General features: G+C 38.5%; 24 protein-coding genes. 20 read left to right on the forward strand and 4 right to left on the reverse strand.

The genetic code is table 11. The features are described 5' to 3' along the window. Nucleotides 1-276: 276 nt before the first annotated feature. A complete protein-coding gene (locus ACQQ2I_RS01180) occupies nucleotides 277-4,518 on the forward strand; it encodes an S-layer homology domain-containing protein (RefSeq protein WP_431028734.1) in 4,242 nt (1,413 codons plus the stop codon). Nucleotides 4,519-5,246: 728 nt separating this feature from the next. On the opposite strand, the gene brnQ is transcribed toward ACQQ2I_RS01180, so the two are convergent. Both brnQ and ACQQ2I_RS01190 read right to left on the reverse strand, forming a co-directional pair. Further along, nucleotides 5,247-6,599: a branched-chain amino acid transport system II carrier protein gene (gene brnQ / locus ACQQ2I_RS01185; RefSeq protein WP_431028735.1), complete on the reverse strand. Its 1,353-nt coding sequence runs from the start codon at nucleotides 6,597-6,599 to the stop codon at nucleotides 5,247-5,249. Nucleotides 6,600-6,740: 141 nt separating this feature from the next. Continuing rightward, nucleotides 6,741-6,893, reverse strand: coding sequence for a hypothetical protein (locus tag ACQQ2I_RS01190; RefSeq protein ID WP_431028736.1), 153 nt, complete (start codon nucleotides 6,891-6,893; stop codon nucleotides 6,741-6,743). A gap of 50 nt (nucleotides 6,894-6,943) precedes the next feature. Between ACQQ2I_RS01190 and ACQQ2I_RS01195 the strand changes: the two genes are divergently transcribed. Together ACQQ2I_RS01195 and ACQQ2I_RS01200 are read left to right on the forward strand one after the other, a co-directional pair. After that, nucleotides 6,944-7,378 (forward strand): DUF3997 domain-containing protein, encoded by a 435-nt coding sequence (locus tag ACQQ2I_RS01195; RefSeq protein ID WP_431028737.1) that lies wholly within the window; start codon nucleotides 6,944-6,946, stop codon nucleotides 7,376-7,378. 728 nt (nucleotides 7,379-8,106) lie between these two features. Further along, nucleotides 8,107-9,408, forward strand: coding sequence for a trypsin-like peptidase domain-containing protein (locus tag ACQQ2I_RS01200; protein WP_431028738.1), 1,302 nt, complete (start codon nucleotides 8,107-8,109; stop codon nucleotides 9,406-9,408). A 49-nt stretch (nucleotides 9,409-9,457) separates the two neighbouring features. Here ACQQ2I_RS01200 and ACQQ2I_RS01205 read toward each other — a convergent pair whose 3' ends face one another. Further along, nucleotides 9,458-9,847 carry an RDD family protein gene (locus ACQQ2I_RS01205; RefSeq protein ID WP_431028739.1) on the reverse strand — a complete coding sequence of 130 codons (390 nt, stop codon included), beginning with the start codon at nucleotides 9,845-9,847 and terminating at the stop codon, nucleotides 9,458-9,460. Nucleotides 9,848-10,048: 201 nt separating this feature from the next. On the opposite strand from ACQQ2I_RS01205, the gene ACQQ2I_RS01210 reads away from it, so the two are divergent. From ACQQ2I_RS01210 to ACQQ2I_RS01230, 5 genes are all read left to right on the forward strand, one after another. Next, nucleotides 10,049-10,252 (forward strand): transcription initiation factor TFIIIB, encoded by a 204-nt coding sequence (locus ACQQ2I_RS01210; RefSeq protein ID WP_431028740.1) that lies wholly within the window; start codon nucleotides 10,049-10,051, stop codon nucleotides 10,250-10,252. 188 nt (nucleotides 10,253-10,440) lie between these two features. After that, nucleotides 10,441-11,208, forward strand: a complete 768-nt coding sequence (locus ACQQ2I_RS01215; protein WP_431028741.1) for a hypothetical protein — start codon at nucleotides 10,441-10,443, stop codon at nucleotides 11,206-11,208. After that, nucleotides 11,192-11,767, forward strand: a complete 576-nt coding sequence (locus ACQQ2I_RS01220; RefSeq protein WP_431028742.1) for a hypothetical protein — start codon at nucleotides 11,192-11,194, stop codon at nucleotides 11,765-11,767. Before ACQQ2I_RS01215 ends, ACQQ2I_RS01220 begins: the two co-directional genes overlap by 17 nt. 51 nt (nucleotides 11,768-11,818) lie before the next feature. Further along, nucleotides 11,819-11,983 (forward strand): hypothetical protein, encoded by a 165-nt coding sequence (locus ACQQ2I_RS01225; protein WP_431028743.1) that lies wholly within the window; start codon nucleotides 11,819-11,821, stop codon nucleotides 11,981-11,983. A 230-nt stretch (nucleotides 11,984-12,213) separates the two neighbouring features. Further along, nucleotides 12,214-12,354: a hypothetical protein gene (locus tag ACQQ2I_RS01230; protein ID WP_431030563.1), complete on the forward strand. Its 141-nt coding sequence runs from the start codon at nucleotides 12,214-12,216 to the stop codon at nucleotides 12,352-12,354. 65 nt (nucleotides 12,355-12,419) lie between these two features. Here the strand turns inward: ACQQ2I_RS01230 and ACQQ2I_RS01235 are convergent, their stop codons facing one another. Further along, nucleotides 12,420-13,505: a diguanylate cyclase gene (locus tag ACQQ2I_RS01235; protein WP_431028744.1), complete on the reverse strand. Its 1,086-nt coding sequence runs from the start codon at nucleotides 13,503-13,505 to the stop codon at nucleotides 12,420-12,422. Nucleotides 13,506-13,867: 362 nt separating this feature from the next. Here ACQQ2I_RS01235 and ACQQ2I_RS01240 point away from each other — a divergent pair, with 362 nt between their 5' ends. From ACQQ2I_RS01240 to ACQQ2I_RS01295, 12 genes are all read left to right on the forward strand, one after another. After that, nucleotides 13,868-14,518: a hypothetical protein gene (locus tag ACQQ2I_RS01240; RefSeq protein ID WP_431028745.1), complete on the forward strand. Its 651-nt coding sequence runs from the start codon at nucleotides 13,868-13,870 to the stop codon at nucleotides 14,516-14,518. An 11-nt stretch (nucleotides 14,519-14,529) separates the two neighbouring features. Then, nucleotides 14,530-15,795, forward strand: coding sequence for a glutathionylspermidine synthase family protein (locus tag ACQQ2I_RS01245; protein WP_431028746.1), 1,266 nt, complete (start codon nucleotides 14,530-14,532; stop codon nucleotides 15,793-15,795). Between the two features lie 419 nt (nucleotides 15,796-16,214). Next, nucleotides 16,215-16,337, forward strand: coding sequence for a hypothetical protein (locus tag ACQQ2I_RS01250; RefSeq protein ID WP_391372927.1), 123 nt, complete (start codon nucleotides 16,215-16,217; stop codon nucleotides 16,335-16,337). 54 nt (nucleotides 16,338-16,391) lie between these two features. Beyond that, nucleotides 16,392-16,514, forward strand: coding sequence for a hypothetical protein (locus tag ACQQ2I_RS01255; protein ID WP_391372929.1), 123 nt, complete (start codon nucleotides 16,392-16,394; stop codon nucleotides 16,512-16,514). Between the two features lie 61 nt (nucleotides 16,515-16,575). Beyond that, a complete protein-coding gene (locus ACQQ2I_RS01260) occupies nucleotides 16,576-16,701 on the forward strand; it encodes a hypothetical protein (protein ID WP_391372932.1) in 126 nt (41 codons plus the stop codon). A 102-nt stretch (nucleotides 16,702-16,803) separates the two neighbouring features. Beyond that, nucleotides 16,804-18,192 (forward strand): S-layer homology domain-containing protein, encoded by a 1,389-nt coding sequence (locus ACQQ2I_RS01265; RefSeq protein ID WP_431028747.1) that lies wholly within the window; start codon nucleotides 16,804-16,806, stop codon nucleotides 18,190-18,192. Between the two features lie 345 nt (nucleotides 18,193-18,537). Then, nucleotides 18,538-20,178, forward strand: a complete 1,641-nt coding sequence (gene ggt / locus ACQQ2I_RS01270; protein ID WP_431028748.1) for a gamma-glutamyltransferase — start codon at nucleotides 18,538-18,540, stop codon at nucleotides 20,176-20,178. A gap of 12 nt (nucleotides 20,179-20,190) precedes the next feature. Next, nucleotides 20,191-20,742, forward strand: a complete 552-nt coding sequence (locus tag ACQQ2I_RS01275; RefSeq protein WP_431028749.1) for a chromate transporter — start codon at nucleotides 20,191-20,193, stop codon at nucleotides 20,740-20,742. Beyond that, a complete protein-coding gene (locus ACQQ2I_RS01280) occupies nucleotides 20,739-21,266 on the forward strand; it encodes a chromate transporter (RefSeq protein WP_431028750.1) in 528 nt (175 codons plus the stop codon). Before ACQQ2I_RS01275 ends, ACQQ2I_RS01280 begins: the two co-directional genes overlap by 4 nt. A 106-nt stretch (nucleotides 21,267-21,372) precedes the next feature. Further along, nucleotides 21,373-22,293: a LytTR family transcriptional regulator DNA-binding domain-containing protein gene (locus tag ACQQ2I_RS01285; RefSeq protein ID WP_431028751.1), complete on the forward strand. Its 921-nt coding sequence runs from the start codon at nucleotides 21,373-21,375 to the stop codon at nucleotides 22,291-22,293. A 148-nt stretch (nucleotides 22,294-22,441) separates the two neighbouring features. After that, nucleotides 22,442-23,296, forward strand: coding sequence for an ABC transporter ATP-binding protein (locus ACQQ2I_RS01290; protein ID WP_431028752.1), 855 nt, complete (start codon nucleotides 22,442-22,444; stop codon nucleotides 23,294-23,296). Continuing rightward, on the forward strand, nucleotides 23,293-24,006 hold the full coding sequence (locus tag ACQQ2I_RS01295) for an ABC transporter permease (protein WP_431028753.1): 714 nt from the start codon (nucleotides 23,293-23,295) through the stop codon (nucleotides 24,004-24,006). Before ACQQ2I_RS01290 ends, ACQQ2I_RS01295 begins: the two co-directional genes overlap by 4 nt.

The following is a 24,006-nucleotide window of genomic DNA, read 5'->3' on the forward strand; positions in this document are numbered from 1 at the left end:
GCAACAGGACGTTGGTCACGCAGGCTTTGCCACACGACGTGGCGTTCTTAGCTTGCGTCCATCTCTCAATCAGTGGGGGATGAGGGCCGACTAAAATCCGTCACGTCCGTGTGACGACGTCGGCATTAGCACGTCCTGTGCGTCAAAACCCCACTGATTGAAGTTTCACTTTATTAGGTTTTAGCCGATATAACAGCTATGGACATTCCTTCTATGAAAAATTAAAAAAATGTTTACATACAATTATCTCTTCTGACTAGAAAGGAGAACTAGACGATGGAGAAAAAGAAGTTACAAAAGTTAAATAAAGCAGTGGTTGCAACAGTGTTAGCGGCTAGTGGTATTACGGTAACAGCTCCTGTTGTGCCGACGAAGGCAAGTACAATATTTAAAGATTTAGATCCGAATGCGGATTACTATAAGCCGGTCATTGAATTAATTAATCGTGGTTATATTAGTGGCTTTCAAGATGGTACATTCCGTCCACACCAGGCCATTACGCGCGGGGAATCTGCCAAAATGCTTGCGCTTGCATTGAATTTAAATATAACGAATCCTAAAAATCCAGGATTCCGCGACGTCTCAGATACCCATGGGTATTATAAATATATAGCAGCCCTTGCAAATGAGGGCATCATTAAAGGATATAGCGATAAAACATTCCGCCCAAATGAATCCATTAACCGGAACCAAATGGCGAAAATTATTGCGCTTGGTTATGAATTCCAACTGTCCAATAAGCTTACACATGATTTTAAGGATGTATCGGAGTCAAATGCGAACCGTTTCTATATCCAAACTTTATACGATTTAGGCATTACTAAAGGGACGACGGGTATTACGTTTTCACCATACGGGCTCGTAACACGCGGTCAGCTGTCAACCTTTATCCTGCGTGCTGAAAATACATCGGCAGAAAAAGTAAAGCCAATCAAGGAAATTAGCCACATAGAAGGATCGTATGTGTACATTAACGGCATGAAATACCGTGTCGACGCGTCACTGCGAGATATCATTAATGATAAGAATGCAGCTGCTTTAAAGGGAGCGCATATTGACGGGAAAATTGTCGGTGAAACATTAAAAACGATTTCTACTTTAACGCTGAATGCACAGGGGAAAGAGGGGCGTCATTTAATATTTGATGGCAACAACTCGACATTCTCAGCGCAGTTAATCGTACAAGGGAACTATATTCAATTTAGAAACTGGACGTTAACAGGTCCTGTTACAATTGCCGAAACACCACGCCGTACATTAAGTGATTTCGCAAACCCATGGCAAAATAGACGAGTGGCTAGTATAACAGGATTTGGCTTTATTGATTGGGAAAAACCGACGGATACGACGGAAGAGGATGACGATCCAACATACAATGGAGGCGGCAATGATTTAACAGAAAAGCCGTCCATCAACCCAGGCGATAAAGTCGTAGAACGTATGCCTGTGATTGAAAAGTATGTGGATTTTTCAAACTGTTCGCTACGCCGTCTTGTTATGGAAGCAAATCGTACACACGTTGTATCAAAAAACAAGCTGCCCCATGTAACCGTACAAGGTTGGGTACGCCAATTCGAAATTTATGCCCAGATCGATACGCTTTACATTGAGCCAGATGTAGCGACGACGATGTACGGGGTAGGGGATATTGGAACAATCTATAAAAACAGCTATAAAGATGTGTTCTTTAACTCAGATAGCCATGTCAATTTAATGGTGGTCGATAATAGTAGTGGTTGGATTGATTTAGGCGATCATTTTTATGTCGATAAAATCATTATTCCACCAAATAAACTGCCGAATGATATTTTTAATGATTTTGTTCAAGATGACGACAATATTGGCGATCTTGAGGATTCAAATGGAGAAGATGTAGATCAGGACCCCGATGGAGAAATCATTGTGCCGGATTGGGAAGCACCAACAGCAGAAATCGTCAAAATCGATGTTCAAGGCTCTGCGATGACAGCAACGATTAAATCATCGGAAGACGGCTACTACTACTATACAATTCGAAAAGCAGATGACCGAATCCCAACCATTCGTGAAATCGTCGAGGAAGCGCAAACAACAACGCTTAAAACATCCGGCATAGGCTGGGTTGACGAAGATATAAACAAAACGATTACAGCAAGCGGCTTAGACGAAAATGAGGAGTACGTGCTGTATTTAGTCACAAAAGATGAAGCCGATAACTTCTCAGATAAGGTCTCGAAATCGTTTACGACGAAGGATGGGACGCCGCCGAGGATTACTTTCTTAGATGTTACGCCTCTACCAGGTGGGAAAAGAGCGACAGTGTCTTTTACTGCAACGGAAAGAGGTCGTTATTACTATAGACTAGTGCCTAAAACAGGCGTTACAGATCCACCAACTGTCGAGGATGTCATCAACAGTTCGGGTTCTTTATCGGGAAATGGAACTGCGGTTGAAGGGTCTAATACAATTAAAATTGATGGCTTAACACATTTAACTGAATATACGATTTATATGGTAATGATAGATGAAACAGGAAATGAAACAGAGGATGTAATAAGTGATACTTTTACTACACGTGAACTAGATGATATATTGCCAACAGTAAGTCCAGATATCAAAATTGTCGGCAGTACAGCAGCTGAACCAACAGTTATTCAATTAACATTTAGTGAGATGATGGATCAAGAAACAGCTGAAAAGGTTGAAAATTATATATTGAGTGGTACAGGTAACTTAACAGGAAATCCATATTCAGCTAAGTTAGAAAGTGATGGGCGAACTGTAACTTTACTGATTCCTTCAATGGCTGCATTTGTAAATAATGATACATTGATTGTAACTGTACAAAACGTAACAGATATTGCAGGGAATGCAATTTTAAAAGGAGCTAGTACGTCTATTGCCAAATATACGCATCAGAGTGATACAAAACCTGTAATTGAAAGTTTAGAAGCAAACAGTTTAGGTATTAATAATGGTAATGAAACTATAGAGACACAATTTTCAACTAAGTTAACGGGGACATACTATTATATGATTGTTCCAGTTACACCTACAGATAGTAATCCACCGGAAAATATTTTTAAAGAACCGGTCATTTCTGAAGTGGTATTCCCACAAGATTATAAATTACCTGTAGGATCTAGTGCTGAAAAACTTAATGTAAACAATTATCCTCAAGGTACACCTGTGCTACTCAATAATCAGACTATCCTTTACGGTAAAGGAACAGCTAATGATTTAACGAATAGTTTTCAATTACTTCATCCTAAATTAGAACTTGATAAAAATAAAACAGGTTATAAAATTTATATGGTTTTACAAGACCGTAATGGGAATTATTCCGCTATAAAAGAAGCGGATTATATTAAAGACAGTGAAAAGCCTCAAATTGTTAAAGATGAATCATATTTTGTAAATCCTAATGATGCGAGCGCTTCGTATAAGAATTTCTTCTATAGAGATAATTTTGTGCCAAATGAATCTGAAATATTTGAATTTCGTATCAAATTCTCTGAACCAATGGATCCAGCATCTTTAACAAACCGTTTAAATTATAAACTGGAAGGTTTAGCGGCAGAATTTTTAGAGGTCACTTCTGTTATGATGGGGTCAGATAGTAGTACAGCTGTTGTTCGTATTAAAACAAAAAATGCGCACGCGTTTAGCGAGTATTTATTAAAAGAAGATTATGATTTATCGATTAAAGTAGACGGTGTTTTAGACTTTAATAAACTACAACCTGTCAATGACCAAATATCATTCACGTATATAGATAAAATTAAGCCTATATTACAACCGAATGGAGAAGGAATAAAGGCATTACGTGATTATTCAATTAGTTTATCTAATGATGATCTTTATATTAAATTAACGTTTAGAGAAAATATTGGGACATTTGACGAATCTGACTTTACAATCTCTTCTTCGGCAGGGAAAGCTTATACTGTAGCTGATGTTGTTTATGCAAAAGACGAGAAAAATAAAGATATAAAATCAGAGCTAATTTTAAAAGTCGAGGGTTCTACATTAACTCAAGATGAAGACTTGACTATTACGGTTGGTAATGGTGTCAAAGATACGTATGGAAATACTATGTATATTGCTGATAATCAATATAATCAAGCGATTTACAAGTATAGAAATATTACAGCTACAATTAATGGTACGGAGTTAGACAGTTCAAATGTAACTAGTACAGGTGGGATTAAATCAAGTCGCACAGCTTATATTTTAACAACTGTAACAAATATGGGACCACGTGCAAAATACTACTTTACGGTTAGACCAGTCACGGCTGCCAAACCAACTACAATACATGACATAATGAATTCTGATAGTACAAATTCATCAGCATATGGTGCTACAGAGGTTCAGACACCAGGTACAAGACAGTTATTAGATGCCGTCCTTACTTCAGGTAATCCTAATGCAGTATTTGTTGAAGGGTATGTATTGTATTTAATTGTTATAGATGAATATAATAATGTTTCGGATATTACCGAAAAGGTTATTTTACCACCAACTACGACACCTTAGTGTTTTTTTACAGTGGTTACAAGGCACCGGTCACGCCCGCTTTGTAAAATGAGACAGCCTTAGCGAGTACCACTATTCAATTCAAGCAATAGAAAATTAAATATACAGATTATATGAAGAGCTTGTTGGAGATAAAATCTCTGGCAAGCTCTTTTTAGGGAGTATTTTTAGAGCGTGTTTTTTTCACAACTACTTTTTTCAAACGCTAAATCGCCGATTAATCAAAATCGATATACAACATATTTATAAATAAGTGTCAATTATCAAAAAAATATTAGATTTCATTTATTTTAAATTAAGTTGTATAGCAAAATCGCTTGTTTTTAAAAAATGCACTTTTTTGCACATCGCTTTAACATCATGTAGATTATTTTTCGAGTGGAAGTGGGTCCTCAAAAAAGACTTAATTGCTTTGTTTTTATGACATATGAAACGGCGTGGAAAAGGCAAATCAAACTTCTTTTAGAATGAATTTCTTAATCTATGGGCGTTTTCTGTCATAAAAATGATAAGTCTTTTGTCGGGTTTTATTCCTTGCTTCTAGTAACCGAGGAGAAAAAATAGCGCGGTTTAGGGTGCTTTTTTAGGCATTTTCCGTTTGTTTTCGCATCGAAAAGGGGCAAAATAGATGGAAGAATTTTAATAGGCTGACCCTTATAAGTAAACTAGCTTTTTACAACAAAAAGGAACCAGCTTAGAAGCGATTCTAAACTGATCCCCCATGAGCGTTATTGAACGGTCGTTTTTTTAGTATTCGTTGGCCATAAAATGCCGATAAATGCCCCAATGAGCGCTGGTAAAATCCAGCCAAGCCCAATACTATACAGTGGTAGATGATCCACGTAGAATAATTTAATGGACTCTAACAAAGGAACAGTTGCGCCTGGTAAACTGTCTACTAATGTGCTGTAGCCATCGAAGAAGCTGACACCAAAAGTGAAGAGCATTGTGATGGCGTAAACGCTTTGTTTATGTCTGAATAAAGGTGAACAAAGGGCTAATAAAATAAGCACAATCGCTAAAGGATACAGTAACATTAATACAGGTACTGCGTATTGAATAATGTTGTTCAGACCAAAGTTGGCAATAGAAAATGACAGAAGACATAGGATTAGAACGAACCATTTATAGCTTATTTTTGGGTAGATGTGATTAAAGAACTCGCTACAAGATGTAATAAGTCCGATACTCGTTTTTAAACAAGCGAGTACGATAATAATGGCTAATAAAATCGCGCCGAATGGACCGAAATAATGCTGAGCCACTGCCGCAAAGATCAAGCCGCCATTATCGTATGTCCCGATAGCCGATACGCTGGATGCCCCCATATAAGTAATGAGTCCGTAAATGAGTACCATCAGTACCATCGCGAAAATGCCGGATTTCCAAGTAGCTTTGGCAATCTCCTTTGGATTTGTGATGCCGCGGCTCTTAATCGCTTTAATGACGACAATCCCGAATGCCAGTGATGCTAGAGCATCCATCGTGTTATAACCTTCTTTAAAGCCCGTGATAAAGGCCAAACCGCTATAGTCCCCAGTTGGCTGATTGAATTGCCCCATCGGTTTAACGATAGCGATGATAATTAAGATGAATAAAAACACTAAAAAGGCGGGTGTTAAATATTTGCCGATATAGTCAATAATTTTTGCTGGATTCAAAGAAAAATAATAGACAATTGCAAAAAATACAAAGCTAAAAAGCCCGAGATATAAACTACCGTGTACCGGATTGATATATGGTTCAAAACCTACGACGAACGGAACCGTTGCTGTCCGTGGAATGGCGAAAAATGGTCCAATCGTTAAGTAAAGTGCTACGGCAAAGATAGTGCCGAATAATGGATGGACACGACCTGCTAAGTCACGTAATCCATTGCTCCCTGATAAACCAAATGCTAAAATCCCCATAAATGGTAGGCCGATTGCGGTGATGAGGAAGCCAATTAAGGCAGGCCAAAAATTCGTGCCAGCGAGTTGTCCCATTTGAATAGGGAAGATTAAATTACCCGCACCAAAGAACATGCCAAACAGCATGGTCCCAATGATGGCATAGGTGGAAAATGATACTTTTTGTTGCATACTTATGCTCCTTCTAGATGAATTTCAACTAATTTTAACACCTCTTTTGGGCGTCCGCTATAACAATTGGAGAAGGTGCTATACTATGAACATGGCGCGGCTTTTGGCTCGTGTTAGGTTGTATTGCCCGTAGGCGGGGCGTTATGCTGGGATACGACGTTTTTTTGCCCGGATACGGCAAGTTTTTGCTCGTGCTGATTGGTGTTGCTCGTATAGCGTGCCGTTATGCTCGGATACAGCAAGCTTTTTAGGGCATAGGGAAGAGAAGGCTTGCGTAAGATTTAGTTTAATCATCCAAAATGAACCTCATTCCTTCATAGTTCGTTACACATTTGAGGGGGGTTATGATGAGAAATGTGATGCTAGTATTGCTATGTTTCATGTTAACTGGTTGTGCTGGACTGGCTGATTATACAATCGATTTAGAAAATGGGTATCGAATTGACCGACTATCAGCCCATCAAATTGCCATTTATGGAGATGAGCCTGTACAATCGGGTGATAAAACAATCGTTAATTATTTGTATGTTCCGGCTAAAGTGACCGATGCTTGGTGGAACGAGGAATATATAGTAGCTAAGCAAATCGTATTAACAGATGATGAAAATGGTTATGAAAAGCCTTCTAATGATGACATGTCATATTGGGTTATCGATGTAAATAATCATCAAGTTTTTGGTCCATTTGATGAAAACGAGTTAGAAAATGAAACAGATAAATTAGGGTTAACTGAACTAATATCCTTAAAACCGATTAACAAATTAAAGCAGGTTAAATGAACGTAGATGTGTATAAAGCGATGACAAAGTTCAATAAATGCCATCAAATTGTAATTATACTTCAGTGGCATTGATTTAAATTAGAGTAGATGATTGGTGTAGAGACCTACAGTTATCGCAATTGAGGCGTAAGAGAGGCTAATTTTTACGTATTAAAGCATACGCGAGCGCCTTGCAACATTGTCTTTATAGAAATACGTATATTTGTTTAAATAATGGAAGTGAATTCTGGTATTATCCAACCTTTATGGGAACAAGTTCTGTTGGGGGATATATATGGAACGGTAATTGGTTTTATTCTGGATTGGATTTAGATAAAATAGTGAGTACTTATTGTCCGTAATAGTAAATTAATTTTAATATCGGAAATTATGCTAATTAGCTTAATTTCTAGGCTTTTAAATTTTTATCGCATGAGCACTACTATTGCACTCATACGATAAAAATTAAGTAGACGGATGATATTCAAGGCTTGTCGGAGAGAGCATCTTCGGCAAGCTTTTTTTAGTGAGCGGGAAGGCGTTTTTTCTTTTTCATTCCGCGCATATAGATATTGATAATGGTGTGCGTTATCCAATATCTTTGGCTAACAATTGGGTATTAAGTATTCCGCGATTGTTTTGTAAGTGTATTTATATACCTATAAAAAAATGGTGAAATAAAACTAATTAGTATTATGTGTAAAAAATGTATTGAAATATGTTTTTGGTGCATGAAAGGGGAATTGTATGACTTGTCGAAAATGTAGTCATCAAAATGAGAAGAACGCCAAATTTTGTTCTGCATGTGGCGAGAAGTTGCATGAACACATTGTCCAAACAGGGGTCCCGATATGGATGTGGCTTATTTTAATCGTTAGTTGTATCACAATTGGTGGAGTAGGTTATGGTTTTTGGGATTATTATCATGAAGCCAAAAGCGTACCAACTTATAAGGAAGTTAGTTCTGATGCTCAGCAGGTGAAGCAAACCGTGGTTGTGGAAAAGGAAGAGCGGCAAGAACAATATACGGAAGAGTTAGATCGTGTCACCTTAATCAAAGAAGTACAGCAAAAAGTATTTACCGTGCTCACGTCGCACGGGCAAGGTTCCGGTTTTTTATATAAAAAAGGCGGATATGTTATTACAAATGCCCATGTAGTCGATGGGGAAGTAGATGTGACCGTTCGGAATACAAAAGGGCAAGAATTCGCGGCGACGGTTATAGGCATTTCAGAGCATTATGATATCGCATTATTGCATGTGCCTGATTATCAAAACGAAGAGCCGTTAGGGGTGGAGACAGACGAATCACCAGTAGGGCTTGAAGTTATTGCGTTTGGTAGTCCACAAGGGTTTGAGAATTCGGCTTCCATTGGTTATATTACTGGACATAATCGGGATATGGAGGTAGATCGATTTATTTATAAACAAATTTACCAAATTGATGCGCAAATTGATCAAGGAAGTAGTGGTGGTCCATTAGTCGATGCAACAACGGGGAAGGTCATTGGTATTAATTCATTGTTATATACGTCAGAAACGAGCACAAATTTTGGTTTCTCTATCCCGCTATATAGTATGCTAGAGCGATTTGAACAGTGGAGCGAGCAGCCGATGTCACGTGACAATGTCCTCGCTGTCGCAGGTGTTTACGAACATTATAGTGCTTATGAGGAGCCAGTTAATGCGGATATCGATGCTGTTTTAGCAGGACAGTTTGTACAATCGTTCCGTATGTATTATGAGCTTGCATTAAATGAAAGTAATTTCTACTGGGTAGCCGATATGTTAGCAATCGGTAGTAGTGCTTATGAGGAGCTAGCAGATTATGTGGCGGATATTTCATATGAGGGGCATGCCTTTTATTTTATAACGAATGATGTGTTAGACGTTACTTATGAAAACGGCAATTATTTAGTGTATATGAACGAGATATTTGATTTTTATAGTGGGACGGGGGATTATCAATACTACGACCGGTATAAAACGTACACAGTCACGACTGATGAATATGGCGCATTTAAAATTGCGAACATTCAAATTCACTAGTACTTAACAGCCTGCCAGAGAAATCCCTGGCAGGCTTTGCTTTAGGTATTTATACTTCCTTCACCACTGTATGTGCAAAGCGGTCGTGTGGTAAAACGGCGCCGTCTTGTTCTTCAAAGTGGTGTCGGTCCTTTATATAATCGAACGTGCTGATTGTATCGCGGTACATGATGCGTTTGGCAATTTGTGCGTCAGTCGGTTTTAAGCCATCCTCATTTTCAAGTGCTAGTCCCATCGCTTTATACCCAATTGTTTGGCCACTTTTTCGTAATTGGGCATACTCTAATCCCCACATGACAACAGTCGGTGTGACGACCGTATGAATTACTTCACTTTTAATTTTTTTTCGTAAAAAATATTCCACCCCTAATGTTACTGCTGTCGAAATGGCTAAGTCGATGGCAATGGCTGCTGTGCGTTTCTTTGTGATCGATTTCATTGAAAACATCCTTCCTTCTTAGGTTTATTAGTTTATACGATTAGCCTGATAGAAAGTTTCGTCTTATATAATGAAGGATTAATAGTGATTAATGGTTGTTTCTACTTTGAAGTGTCATAACTGCTTCCCTTTTTAGCATCAATTGAAACTTTATTCATTCACAAGCCGTAAATGAACAAAAAGGGTTGGAGGGGAGCTTGTATGAGAAATGAGGCGAAAGAATGCCCAAAATGTGGCTGCACACATATCGGTTACGGTAAACAAAGTGGTAATGGTAATGTGTCCGCAAACGGTAAGTTAAGCTTAGGGAGCGCGATTATGCATGTCATTTGTACGGACTGTGGTTATGTAATAGAAAGTTATGCGACAAGGCCAAAGAGTTTTAAAGGGACATTGAGAAGTTAAATAATTATAAAAGCTCTTTACACTCTGTGTGGGAGTTTTTATGTTTTCCATGACTTACAAAGAAGTTGCCTATTATTAGGGAGGTGAAAATTTCCTTATTTTTTTGTTTCATTCATAGAGATTATTGTATTAAAATCTTTTATCCTCTACACTTAATTCAATTACATATTGTGGAAGGTTGTGTAGTGATGTTAGCGGAGATATATCACAAAATTGCAGATGATGGGCGTAATTTATCTGATCGGTTAGAAGATCAATTGACGGGGGATTTTTTCGGTGTACTGCGTTACATCCCGTTTGAGCGTGGACTATTCCACGTATTAGAGCTTGCTGATTTTGGCGATGCACAGTCCCGATGGCGAAACTTGATGGAGAAACAAAAAGGCTATTCGTTTGACTATGAGTTTTGGCAACGTGAACAAGAAGGAGAGCTCGATTTACTTTTATATAACGATGATGTAGTGATTGGGATTGAAGTGAAATATTTAAGTGGCTTATCGAGTGAAGATGTAGAGCCTGTAAAAAAATATCAAGAAAGCCAGCAACAGCTTGTGCGCTACGTGAAAATGCTTGAACGAAAATATGCAGAGCAACCTGCCTTTTTACTATTTCTTGCGCCATTCCATACGATGAATTATGTCAAAAAATCAATGCAAGAGAAATATCCGCAGTTACCTGTACCGGTAGGGTTTTTATGTTGGGAGGACATTCATACGATGCTTCAACGTTTACCAAAAGCTCTATTATCACAGGGGGAACAATTAATGGTGCATGACTTAGAACGTTTGTTAGCTAAAAAAGGGTTGAAACGTTTTATCGGTTTTCAACAAAACTTACTTGCAATGGATGTACAGCAGACAGGCTATCAATTTCAGGCGACACCTGCTATTGCATTGTCTTTCAATTGGCCGCAATTAGTTATTCAGGAAGGGGATTATTATGAGTTCAAAAGGTAATGTTAGTTTAAATATTTCACAAGCTGTCTCCGTATTAAAAGAAACGTATCGTAATTTAGAAGAGTTGTTTAACGAAATGGACCGTGTAGCGGGGGAAGAAAATTTTATTTCTTTAACGCCGAAATTTTTACGTTGGCGTTCAGACACTAATTATAACGGTTGGCTAGTAGCGAGTTTTATCAAGGTGTATCAGTATAATGAAGGAATGGAAATGCAGATTGATGGCTTACAGGAAGGGGCTGTTTTTGCGGTTGAAGTGAATCTGGAAGAGTGGGAAAGTGGAGCGGTCATTTGTTTAATGAAATACGATTTTGATTTATCGCAATGGACACGCTTGCCGGGGGTATCTGATCACTGGATTTTTTGGAACCCATTTTATTTTGAAAAACATTTCGACCAAGATTGTATTAATGATATTTGGTATACGAAAACATATGAGGATATGCAGTCGCGCTATTGGGGTTTGAGAAGTGGCATGGCTGTGGAAATACCGCTTCATACAGTCACTTCAACAGAAGATGTACGAACTAAAATTTTCGATGCACTACGTCGTATGTAGAGGATGTAGAATATGGAGACTATTATAGTTTAGAAAGTAACATCGATTAAAATGAATCATTTCTCTTTTATTGGGCGAAGAGGAATTATTGAAGAGCAACCGTTTCAAGTATTATGGAAAGAAGAAAATCATAGTCGTTACCATTTTGACGAACGTCATTTAGAGAAGGCAGGCTCGTTTGATTCGAGAATTCGTCCATATTGTAAAGAAGTGTGAGCTAAAGTAAATGATCACGCGAATGATATGAGAAAAGTATTTATAGAGTTAATGGAAGAAGGGCAATTTGCTGCATTGCTCCATTTTATTTACACTACCGATGTACCAGTGAAAATCGTTTGGCAAAAGTAGGAGTACCAGAGGTCAAATTTAGTAGGTGTACGAGAAGTAGAACGACAAACTTTTTAGTAAAATGGTGGTACAAAGTGTTAAATGAGGAGGAGATTTCATTGCAAGAGGTGTGCAAAAATACGAAGAAACCGCTGTTCTTATTAGGCGGTATAGGCTTGTTAATTGCGGGTCTATTAGATATTAAATATAAAGGATTACTTTACCGCACGATGAAAAAAGTAGCATGTACGAATAAGTAGTCATAGAATGATAAAGGTTTGCTAGAGAGATTACTAGCAGACCTTTTGGGTAGAAAAAGCTTTATTTAACTATAAACGAAATCCACATGATAAGGGGCGATTAATTGATCTCGGCCTCTTTCTTTTGCGATATATAAATACTGATCTGCTGTATTAATGACATCTTGTAGAAGGACATCTTTTTCTAATTTCGCTAAACCGATTGAGATAGAGATATGAATACAATGAGAATGATCTATTTCAAATGGGGTATTCCGAACATGTTGACGCAGATGTTCTAGCGTGAGTATCGCTTCTTCTAAAGTAGCTGCTTCCAAATAAATAATAAATTCCTCTCCGCCGTACCTAGCGGCTAGCATATTATCTTCTCTTTGTTTTGTAAAAATAGAGGCAAGTTGAATTAATACGTTATCGCCAGCTAAATGTCCATATGTATCATTAATCTTCTTAAAATGATCGATATCAATCATCGCGATGTATGGATCTTTGACCGCATTATTTCTTTTTCCTTTTATTAATTCGAGAAACTTGCTGCGGTTTAAGAGGTTGGTCAGTTGGTCATGCCAAGCCATCCATTCTAATTGTTTCTTATAGTATTCTTTGTTATGCTCCGCTTTAATAAAGGAATAATAGGTGAACGCTACTATAACAAATGATGTATACCGGATTAAAACGATATTCTTAAATACTTCCCATCCGTTGGGGACAATAAAGACAATCGGAAAATCAGAAATTAGCCAACAAATGGTAATTATAAAGGTTTTTTCATAGATATTATTAAATCTTTTTGTTAGAGAGTAAAAAAATATTACAAATAAGGTAGGTGCAACCATCCCGGCAACAATACCTGGTAATACCCCAACACCGCCCATGAAATAACGCCACGTACAAACGATAATGAGCGTGGATAGCGTAATTTTCCAACCTCTGAATATAGCTAAAAATATAAGAGGAATTAATCGTAAATCAAACTTATATCCATCAATTTCAATCGGTAAGTAAAACATACTAATGATAACGGTTGAAAAAAGTAAGACGATGCAAATAGAAAGAATCCTTTTAGATAATCGGTTTCTTTGATTCATCAACATACTCATGAATAAGTGCCCTAGCAATATAATGGCTAGGTTAGACAATATTGATTGAACCATAAGTTTCTTGCCTCCTCATTTTGAACTAAAAATAATGAGTGTAAAATAGTTATTTAGAACTGCATTGTAGCGTGTTTGTACGTATTTTTCAACTGCTTATACTAAAACAATTGTTATTTATCTCGCTATGTATTTATTGAATTATACCTCTTAACTGGTATTTTGTGGATAGTTTAGGTGCTGAAATGTGGTGTTATGCTAAATTGTTTTTGGCTCGTGCAATTTCTTAAGGGGGGGAAATGATAGACAAGTTCAATCTTCTAGATTTTTACTATCATTGTTAGGGGGGATTTTACTGATTATAGAAACTTTTCGATAATATGCCCGTATATAAGGTAACAACAACGAACGGAGAGGGTATTATGGCGAAGTGGAAAAAGGTAGCGGCTGTCACAACGGTCTCAGCAATGACTATTCAATTAGCAGCATGTGGCTCGGAGGAAGCATCTATTGAAGAAGCGAGCGAAATTACATATACGTCAAGTGAGGTTATTGAAGATACAGGAAGCTATGAAGATGTGACACCAGAAGAGATACTGGATGGAGATGTTGCAGGGATCGAGCATTCGGAATACTTTGATGCATGTGCAGATTGGGCAGAGCAAGAGGACGGCTCGTATGTGTGTGATGATGAGTATTCGACATATCATGGACAGCATTTTTTTGACGGACTGATGTATGCCACGATTGGTGCAATGGTCGCAAGCTCTTACTATAAGTCTAAAAATAAAATAAGTGGCACGAAGCGAGAAGAGCAGTCAAGTGGCGGTGGTGGCTACTCTAGTAGCGGTTCATCGAGTAGCAGCTCAAAAGGAACAAGTGGTGCTACAAGTACATCAGGCGGGACAACGAACGCCAGTACTTCGACAAGTTCATCGGGCACTTCTACTAGTACAACAGAGCAAAATAAAGCAGGAACAACAAAACCATCAAATGGCACAACAAATTACAGCAGCGGAAAATCAGGCTTCAGTTCAGGTGGGACGTCGCGCGGCGGTTCCTCCTCATCGTAAGGAGTGTAATAATGAAGAAAGATTATACAAAACGTGAAGCTTTTTACGCACCTTACAAAGAAACATTTTTTGCCGATTTTGCTGATTTGGAATATGCACTATATGATGTGATGGTGCTATCGAAAGAGAAAATCGACGAAATTCGTTTTGCCTCACAAATGCTGTGGGGTATTTTTTGTAAAGTGGCACAGCAGCTACCGCATTTATCGAAGGAACAGCTACTCGCACTAGGGATTCGCGAGGAGATGCTCCCGTATATTTCACTGAACTATTTACAAGAGATGGCGGTGCTTGCACGGTTTGATTTTATTTGCACGGAAGACGGGCGCATTAAGTGCATTGAATTAAATGGCGATACGCCGTTTTTAGTACAGGAAACGTTCGAAATGAATGAAAAGCTTTGCGCTGAGTTTGGGGTAGTAAATCCAAATAATACACAGCAGTTTATAAAAGGGATGTCCCGAGCTTTATTTGATGCAATGCATTATTTGCATAAAACAGGTACGCCGAAAGTGGTCATTACAGGAAAAGAAGCGGATGATGATTTCGAGGAATACTGCCAAGTGAAAGCGATACAGCGCCTGCTTCCATTTGAGGTAGAGTATGTTTCGATTAAGGAGCTCATTATTTTTACAGAAGGCCCGCAACGAGGATTGTATACACCAGCGATGGAGAAAATTGATGTATTATATCGTCCAGCGCATCCAATTGAGTTTTTAATGGATGATGTTGCAGAAGATGGCGATCGCATCGGTCTCCATTTGCTTGATTTAGTACGTGACCGAGAGCTAGCGATCATTAATGCACCGTCTGCTTATTTGTTGCAGACGAAAATTTTATTGTGGCTCATTTGGGATCGCCGCAATGATGATCAGCTGTTTACGAAGCATGAGCAAGGAGCGATTAGGCGCTATATGCTCCCGACATTTTTGACAGATCAGCCGTTTAAACAGGCGGGGCGTGCTTTCGTGAAGAAGCCTGTATTTTCGAGGGAAGGCAATACAGTTGAAATTTTTAGCGCAGATGGTGAGGTCACGGTGGCCTCGCCAAACCGCCATTATACAGATAATCTGTATTTGTATCAGGAATTTGTGAGCATGCCAGCAATCGATATTCGGTTGCGAGGCGGTATGCACAAGAAAAAATGGCTTATCGGTTCATTTATAGCAGATGGTCAAGCATGTGGTCTTGCTTGTCGAGTCGGTAATGATATTACCGAATGGGACTCACATTGGTTAGCAGTTGGATATAAGGGGGAATCTCACTCGTTTGGGTGAGATTTTTTTTTTGTTTGTAGATTTTCGCGGGTAAACGCCAAAAATTCGCGGGTAAACCTCGGAAATTCGCTGGTGAAAAGAATATGTCTAAAATGTGACACCCTTATTTAGGAATAAGGCGTTATAGCACGATAAAATGAAACCGCTTTTATTCTGTACTATAACACGGTTTTTCTCACTTAAGGGAGATGTTTCTAAATGGCATTTAGAACCGTGAAAACGGCGTTGTCACAAATAGTTCAATGAAAGCGTTTTGATTTTGAACACATTGTGAAAAGCTGAACAAAGTGCTTTTCTTTTTCAAAAATCGGAGTAGAATGTGAAGTAGGTAAAAGATGTTATATAACAATTTGTAAAAGTCATTGGAAGTTTTAAAAGTGTTATAGTACAAAATTTGGACATAAAAGGAGAGCTTAAACATGTGGGTAATTACAGTATTTGAGCAAGACACATTCCGAATTTTTGAGTATACAAGTAAAGGTGAAGCAACAGCAGCATTAAAAGGGTTTCATAAAAACGCAATTCTGTCCTATACAAAGTAATTGTTTCTATATAAATCAGTCTGTGGAATTTTAAAATAAAAGGAGAGCTTAAACATGTGGGTAGTAACAGTATTTAATAATCAAAATGACATTCGTATTTTCGAGTACACAAACAAAGGTGAAGCAACAAAAGCATTACAAGGCTTCAAACACGCCGTTTTATCTTACACAAACTAATCAATGATCGTTTCTATAATAAAGTGCCAATGGAATTTTAAAACAAAAGGAGAGCTTAAACATGTGGGTAGTAACAGTATTTAATAATCAAAATGACATTCGTATTTTCGAGTACACTAACAAAAACGAGGCAACAAAAGCATTACAAACTTTCAAGAAAAACGCCGTTCTTTCATATACAAACTAATGAATCAGCCCGTAGCAAAGTAGCTACGGGTTTTTCTTTTTAATATGAATTGTTTGGGAAGAAAAGGTGTAATATAATTTCCTATTAAAGGGGGATTTTTACATGAAAAAAGGTTATGTGTTGTTTGTAGTAAGCGTCTTTATGCTAGCTATAACATATTTATTTACTACAACAGCAAGTGCTCAAACATTTAAAGATGTGTCTTCAGAAAAAGAGTATTATGAAGCAGTTGAATTGTTAGCCGAAATAGGCGCGATTTCGAAAAGTAATGGAAATTTTAACCCGAATGGTATTGTCACAAGAGGGCAAGCGTCAAAAATGATAGCTATCTCATTTGGGTTGGATATTGAAAATGTAAAGGATCCGAGATTTAGCGATGTCCCAAAAAGTAATGGCTTCTATCCATATGTAGCAGCGCTAGCTAATGAAGGAATTATTGGCGGTTACAGTAATGGTTCATTTGGCGTGAATGATAAATTAACACGTAGTCAAATGGCAAAAATTTTATCAAAGGCTTTAGGGGTTCCACTTACTTCAGGTGGCGAGAAATATTTTAAGGATTTAACAGAAAGTACAGAAATATATGATTATGTAGATACATTAGCGTTTTATCATATTGTGAATACATCTCAAGATCATTTTCGCCCGAGCGCAAATTTAACTCGTTCTCAATTAGCGCTATTTATCCAACGTTCATTAGATATAATGCCTGTTATTGCAACAGAAGTACGTGTTCCGGTAGCGGATGTTTTTGGTGCTTCTAAGGATGAAGTTTACATTTTAAATCCTGAAGTTGTTTATGTTGCTTTAAATGTGAAATCTAATGAGCTAATCCTTCAACCAGAGGCGGAAGGTCAAACAGCTGTATACGCTGAAGGTGTGGCGAATCAATTTTTACTTATAGACGTTGTTGAGAAAAATGGTGAGCTTCAAGTAAAGACGAAGACTTCATCAACATTACCGTTACAATATAAAAGCTTAATTTCGCATGATTTTGAATCAAGAGACGATTTCCTTATTCACCATTACTTTGTTGGTGATATCGGTTCAGAGGAAGAAAAAGATAGTGAAGATCCAACAATGGGGGAAGATGAATATTATCCAAATGTAACGTTTACAATCGATAATCCAAATGAGAAATATTTATTTACACTTCGTAGTATGGAAGATGTATATGAACAATACATCATGACAGCTGAAGAGGTAGACTTAGCACTTGTGACGAAAGCACATGAATTAGTAGAAGAACCTACCGTTAGTTTGCTATATGATATGTCACAAGTAGACAGCGTGGAGTTAATAGAAGGGGATGAAAGTGCCTTTGATGTTCGATTTACATCAGAACAGATCAATATTGACCTCAAAGCAGAAGGTTACTTTGCGCTAACTGTTAAACTAAAAGACGGCTCATATTCTCCATATATTCATGTATTTGATGTGGCAGAATATGAGGGGAAATTAGGGTTGATATTTGAATCATTTACAGAGTAAATCAAAATTACTCTATAATTGAATTTCGTTTATAGCGGCTTTCCCCGTAGCACATACGCTACGGGGTTTCTTTTATGAACTTGTATTGTAACAGAGCAAAATGAGCGATTATGCGGTCAAAAGTAGTCGCCATACGGGCAAAAGCCAACATGTAACCGCCCACAAAAACCTAGCCACACGAATATTTCCAAATACTAAACAATTAAATTTGGAAAATACAGAATTTTTGATATAATGATGAGAATGCTTTGTCATGTTGAACATGAGAAGGCATTTTAGCATATGAAGGGGATACATGTGCTGAAACTTAAAACGATTAAACTCATTCAGAGGGGAGATTGAGAGATGGTACAACAATATCGTGCAACAACGATGGCAACAAAGGGGATGGTTACAACGCCGCATTATTTAGCATCACAGGCGGCACTCGCAGTACTACATAAAGGAGGCAATGCAATTGAGGCGGCTATTGCAGCGGCTTCTACCATTGCCGTTGTGTATCCACATATGAATGGCATAGGTGGCGACAATTTTTGGCTTATTTATAATGCTAAAACAAAAGAAGTAAAGGCATTGAATAGTAGTGGACGTGCAGGGCAAAAGGCAACGATTGAATTTTATAAAGAACAGGGCTATGAAAAAATTCCTGCACGTGGTCCACTTGCAGCGAATACAGTTCCGGGAGCAGTGGCTGGCTGGGGAGAAGCGTATCAGTATTCAACAGCAGAAATGGATGGTACATTCCCGTGGCCAGAATTACTCGAGCAATCGATTCACTATGCGAAAGAAGGCTTTCCGATTACAGAAAGTCAAGTGTACTGGTCACATGTGAATTTAGATGCGACGGATGAAGAATTTCGTGCCCTGCAACGTTTCGACGAATTTGCACATATTTTCTTAAAAGACGGCAAACCGTATGAGACGGGAGAGGTTTTCAAACAAACAGATTTAGGTGACACACTTGCCTATATTGCAGAACATGGCGCACAAGCCTTTTATGAAGGGGAACTTGCAGAAAAAATCGTGACGGGCTTACAGGAAACAGGTGGCATTCTAACATTAGAAGATTTTAAGACGCATAGTAGTGATTGGGTAGAGCCCCTTTCTGTCGATTACCGTGGTTATAAGGCCTACAATTTGCCGCCGAATACACAAGGGATGGCGAGCTTATCGATCCTTAATATTTTAAATAACTTTGATGTAGCTGCGATGGAAGAAGGCTCGGCACACTATTATCACTTGCTTGTCGAAGCGATTAAATATGCGTTTATCGACCGTGATGCGTATTTAACGGATCCGACATTTTCTTCTATCCCATTAGATAAACTGTTAAGTAAGGAGCACGGGGAAAAACTAGCACAGCAAATTAAAGAAAAGCTGTATGCAAAACCATTACAACCACTTGATGCTAAAGGGGATACCGTTTGGTTTGGCGTTGTCGATAAAGAAGGGAACGCAGTATCGTTTATTCAGAGTATTTACCATGAATTTGGTGCAGGGATTATTCCAAAAGGAACGGGTGTAATGCTACAAAATCGAGGGAGCTATTTCTCGTTAGATGCACAACATACGAATGCACTTGCACCAGGTAAGCGTACATTCCATACATTAAATCCGGCCATGTTATTGCAAAATGATAAACCAGCGCTTGTTTATGGCACGATGGGCGGTGAAGGGCAACCACAAACACAAGCGGCACTTGTGACACGTATTATTGACTACGGTATGTCCGTTCAAGCAGCGATTGAAGCACCTCGTTGGCTATACGGAAGAACATGGGGGGCATCATCGAATACGTTAAAGCTAGAAAGTCGTATTAGTGAGGAAATTCAACTAGCACTTATTGAAAAAGGGCATGATATCGAGGTACTGGAGGACTTCACAGACATCATGGGGCATGCGGGTGCGATTTGGATTGATCCAGAGACGGATGTTAAATTTGGTGGTGCGGATCCTCGAGGAGATGGAGTGGCAATTGGTTATTAAGAGGTGAAGTATTTGAAAAAACAACTAGATATTTTCATAGCATTTTTTAGATCGGGTATTTTAGGGTTTGGTGGAGGGCCGGCAACGATTCCGCTTGTGCATAAGGAGGTTGTTGGCACGTATCAATGGATGACCGATGATGAATTTGCGGATGTACTATCAATTGGCAATACACTGCCTGGACCGATCGCTACAAAAATGGCGGGTTACATTGGGTATCGTGTAGGTGGGTGGCTTGGGATGGCCACAGCCCTTGCGGCAACGATTTTACCGACAGTGATTTTGTTAATTCTTTTTTTATCTGTACTAAAAGGGTATAAAGATTTTAGTTTTATAGAAGGTATGACGAAAGGTGTTGTGCCGATTGTTGGTGTTATGATGGGTGTTCTGACATGGGATTTCTTGAAAAAGTCAAAAACAGCACTTGGTTGGAAAGTAGGACTTATAATCCTCATTGCGGCATTTATTACGATGATGTTACTCGATGTGCATCCGGGTATTGTCATCGGTGTACTACTTGTATTGGCATTAGCGTTGCCGATTAAAAAGGGGGAAGAAGCATGATTTATATACACATATTTTTAGCCTTCTTCATCCCTGGTATTTTAGGCTACGGGGGCGGTCCTGCGTCGATTCCATTAATTGAACATGAGGTCGTTGAAAATTACGAATGGATGACAACAGCAGAATTTAGTGATACGTTAGCGATTGCCAATGCGCTGCCTGGGCCCATTGCAACAAAGCTAGCTGGTTACATTGGTTATGAGCAGGCGGGCATTTTAGGTGCAATCATTGCACTCTTTGCAACGGTTGGACCATCCCTGATTTTAATGCTCGTACTACTTAGTCTGCTTTATCGTAACCGGAACTCACCGCGAGTAAAACGATTGTCGAGCTTTGTCTTGCCAGCTATTGCGATTTTAATGGCGGATTTAACATTTGATTTCTTTTCCACTTCGATTGCAGGGATTAGCTGGATGCCAACGATTCTCATCGCGGTTATTAGTTATTTGGCGTTAGAAAAATTTAAAGTCCATCCCGCCATGGTGATTGTAGCGGGGCTTTTAGTCGGTGGATTCTTTTTATAAAGAGCTGTTTGGTAAGGTTTGCTTACCAAACAGCTTTTTTATATGTAAGTATTTTCCTTAACTATGCGATAATGAGAATATCATTTTAATAGGTTGAGGTGACAGCATGGATATACAATTAGAAGCTGTATTTGAGGATGGCAAGATGATACTCCCAGCTTGTCAGATTGAAGGGCAAGTAACGGGGATTTATACAGACGTACAAAAAATGCAATTAATCATGAAGCAGCTACAAACAAAAGGCTATGTACATTATGCAACAGATGGTGAGTACAAAAGGTTGAGAGTAGAGGAAGCGTTTCGTTTTTATATGGGCATGGCGGAGTGTAAGAAACCGATGGATGAAATGCTAGCACTTTTTGGGTTTACGAAGCAACGAAAAACAAAGGTCAAAGATTTAACGCTCAGTGAGCAAAAGCGACTTACTTTTGTAAGAGCGTATTTATATGCAGAAAATGTATTGGTCATTGAAGAACCGTTTTATCGAATGGATGAACATTCTCGTGAAATGATTGCGCAATTGATTCAGCAGTTGATTGAGCAAGGAAAGCAGATTATTTTACTCGCTAATAATATAGAAGAACTTCTTATTTCAACTTCCAATATCATTCGAATCGATCAATCAGGGTGTCATAAGATGGACTTTACGGAAGAGCAGCATACGCCTTCAACTGAAGAGCCTATTATTAAAATTGAAAAGATTCAAACGAAGAAAAACGATAAAACGATTTTATTTAATCCACCGGAAATCGATTATATTGAGAGTGTCGATGGGGAAATATTGGTGAATGTTGCGGGTACGAGCTATAGTTGTTCGCTTACATTGCAAGAACTTGAAAAACGTCTAAAGGCATATGGGTTTTATCGCTGCCACCGTTCATATATCGTGAATTTGCAGAAGGTACGGGAAATTATTACATGGACGAAAAATAGCTACAGTTTAAAGTTACATGTCGGTGAAGGGATTGTTGTACCGTTGTCGCGGAGTAAATTGTCGGAATTGAAAGAATTAATCGGTATTGCGTGATATTTCCTGGGGAATAATGGGGGCTTCTTGGTCGACAAAAAGCTACAGTTCACCGCTAAATAGCTACATTTTAACGGGAAATGAAGGCGATATTTCTTCGATTCTACTAAATTAAAGGTAACAAAACGAATTGAAGGAGGTCGCCAATATGACGACAACAACGATTGATGTAAAAAATGTGCAAAAGACATTTGGTACTTTTACAGCGTTACAAGATGTTTCATTTACCATTCAAAAAGGAGAAATTTTTGGTTTTCTTGGTCCAAGCGGCTCGGGAAAAACAACGATGATTAAAATCCTTACAGCCCAATTGGAACAAACCGCGGGTGAGGCCCATGTTTTAGGATTGCCAGCCCATCAAATGAAGAAAAGTGAGAATAAAGCACGTTTCGGTATTCTGACAGATAATAGTGGGCTGTATAAAAGGCTAACGGTGGAAGAAAATTTAGTTCTATTTAGTGAGATGTATAACCTTTCAAGGTCAGCAGTGAATGAGGCGCTTGCTTTTGTGAACTTAACAGAGGCCCGAAAGAAAAAAGTGAGTGAGCTATCGAAAGGGATGATGCAGCGTGTCACACTGGCAAGGGCCATCATGCATAAACCAGATTTATTGTTTTTAGATGAGCCTACATCCGCACTTGATCCGGTAAATACAGCTCATATTTATAAAGGGCTGCGCAAATTAAATGAAATGGGCACGACCATCTTTTTAACAACGCATGATATGGCAGAAGCAGAAACATTATGTGACCGTGTGGCCTTTCTGCATAAAGGGAAAATTCAAGCGATGGGGGCACCGTCACAATTGAAGCATCAATATAGCGATCATTCGATGACGGTACAGTTAGTAACGGGGGAAGAACATGTTTTACCATTAGCTGATCGTTCGGCTACAACGAATGTAACACAGTGGATGAGCACAGGGGCCATTGCTCGTATTTATACAAATGAGCCGACATTAGGGGATATTTTCATGCAATTAACGGGGAGTGATTTACAATGAATATGTCAATGAAACGAATTCAAGCGATCTTTATGAAAGATTATCGAGAGTTTTCTCGTAACTATGCCATTTCAACAATGGTGTTAGTGCCACTGTTCTTAGCCTTTTTCTATGGTAAGAGTGGTGTTAATATGATACAAATGTATTTCTTACCCATTAATATAACACTTGCGATGGTAACGGCATTTATTCAAAGCTGTTTAATTGCAGACGAAAAAGAAAGTAATACGCTTCGTAGCTTAATGATGTCTCCAGCAAGCGTTGCTGATATTTTAATTGGAAAAAGTGCATTAGTCTTTAGTATTTCAGCTGTTATTTTAGCGTTAACCATTTATTTAGTCGGTTATGAGCCAGCTAATATCGTCCTGCTTGTATTGGCATTAGCTGTATCCATTGTGTTTTACATTGCGCTTGGTACAATTTGTGGTTTATATACAAAAACGGTAATGGAGGCTTCGGTCGCAGTCATGCCTGTAATAATTGTGTTTTCAATGGGGCCATTAGCACTAATAGGTTTATCAGAAAAGTACCCAGTCTTATCGGCTGCTGAATGGTTACCGAGTGCGCAGCTGGTTGTCTTAGCAGATGCATTAGAAGCAGCAGCACCAACAAAGGAAATCATCATGCCGTTTGTCGTCATGATTGCCTGGACGATTGTAGCGCTCGTTGTAACAAGTGTGCTATATAAAAAACGTATGACAGACGATTAA

Origin of the sequence: Lysinibacillus sp. LZ02 (assembly GCF_050613145.1) — a bacterium.
In the GTDB taxonomy this organism is placed as follows: Bacteria; Bacillota; Bacilli; order Bacillales_A; family Planococcaceae; genus Lysinibacillus_B.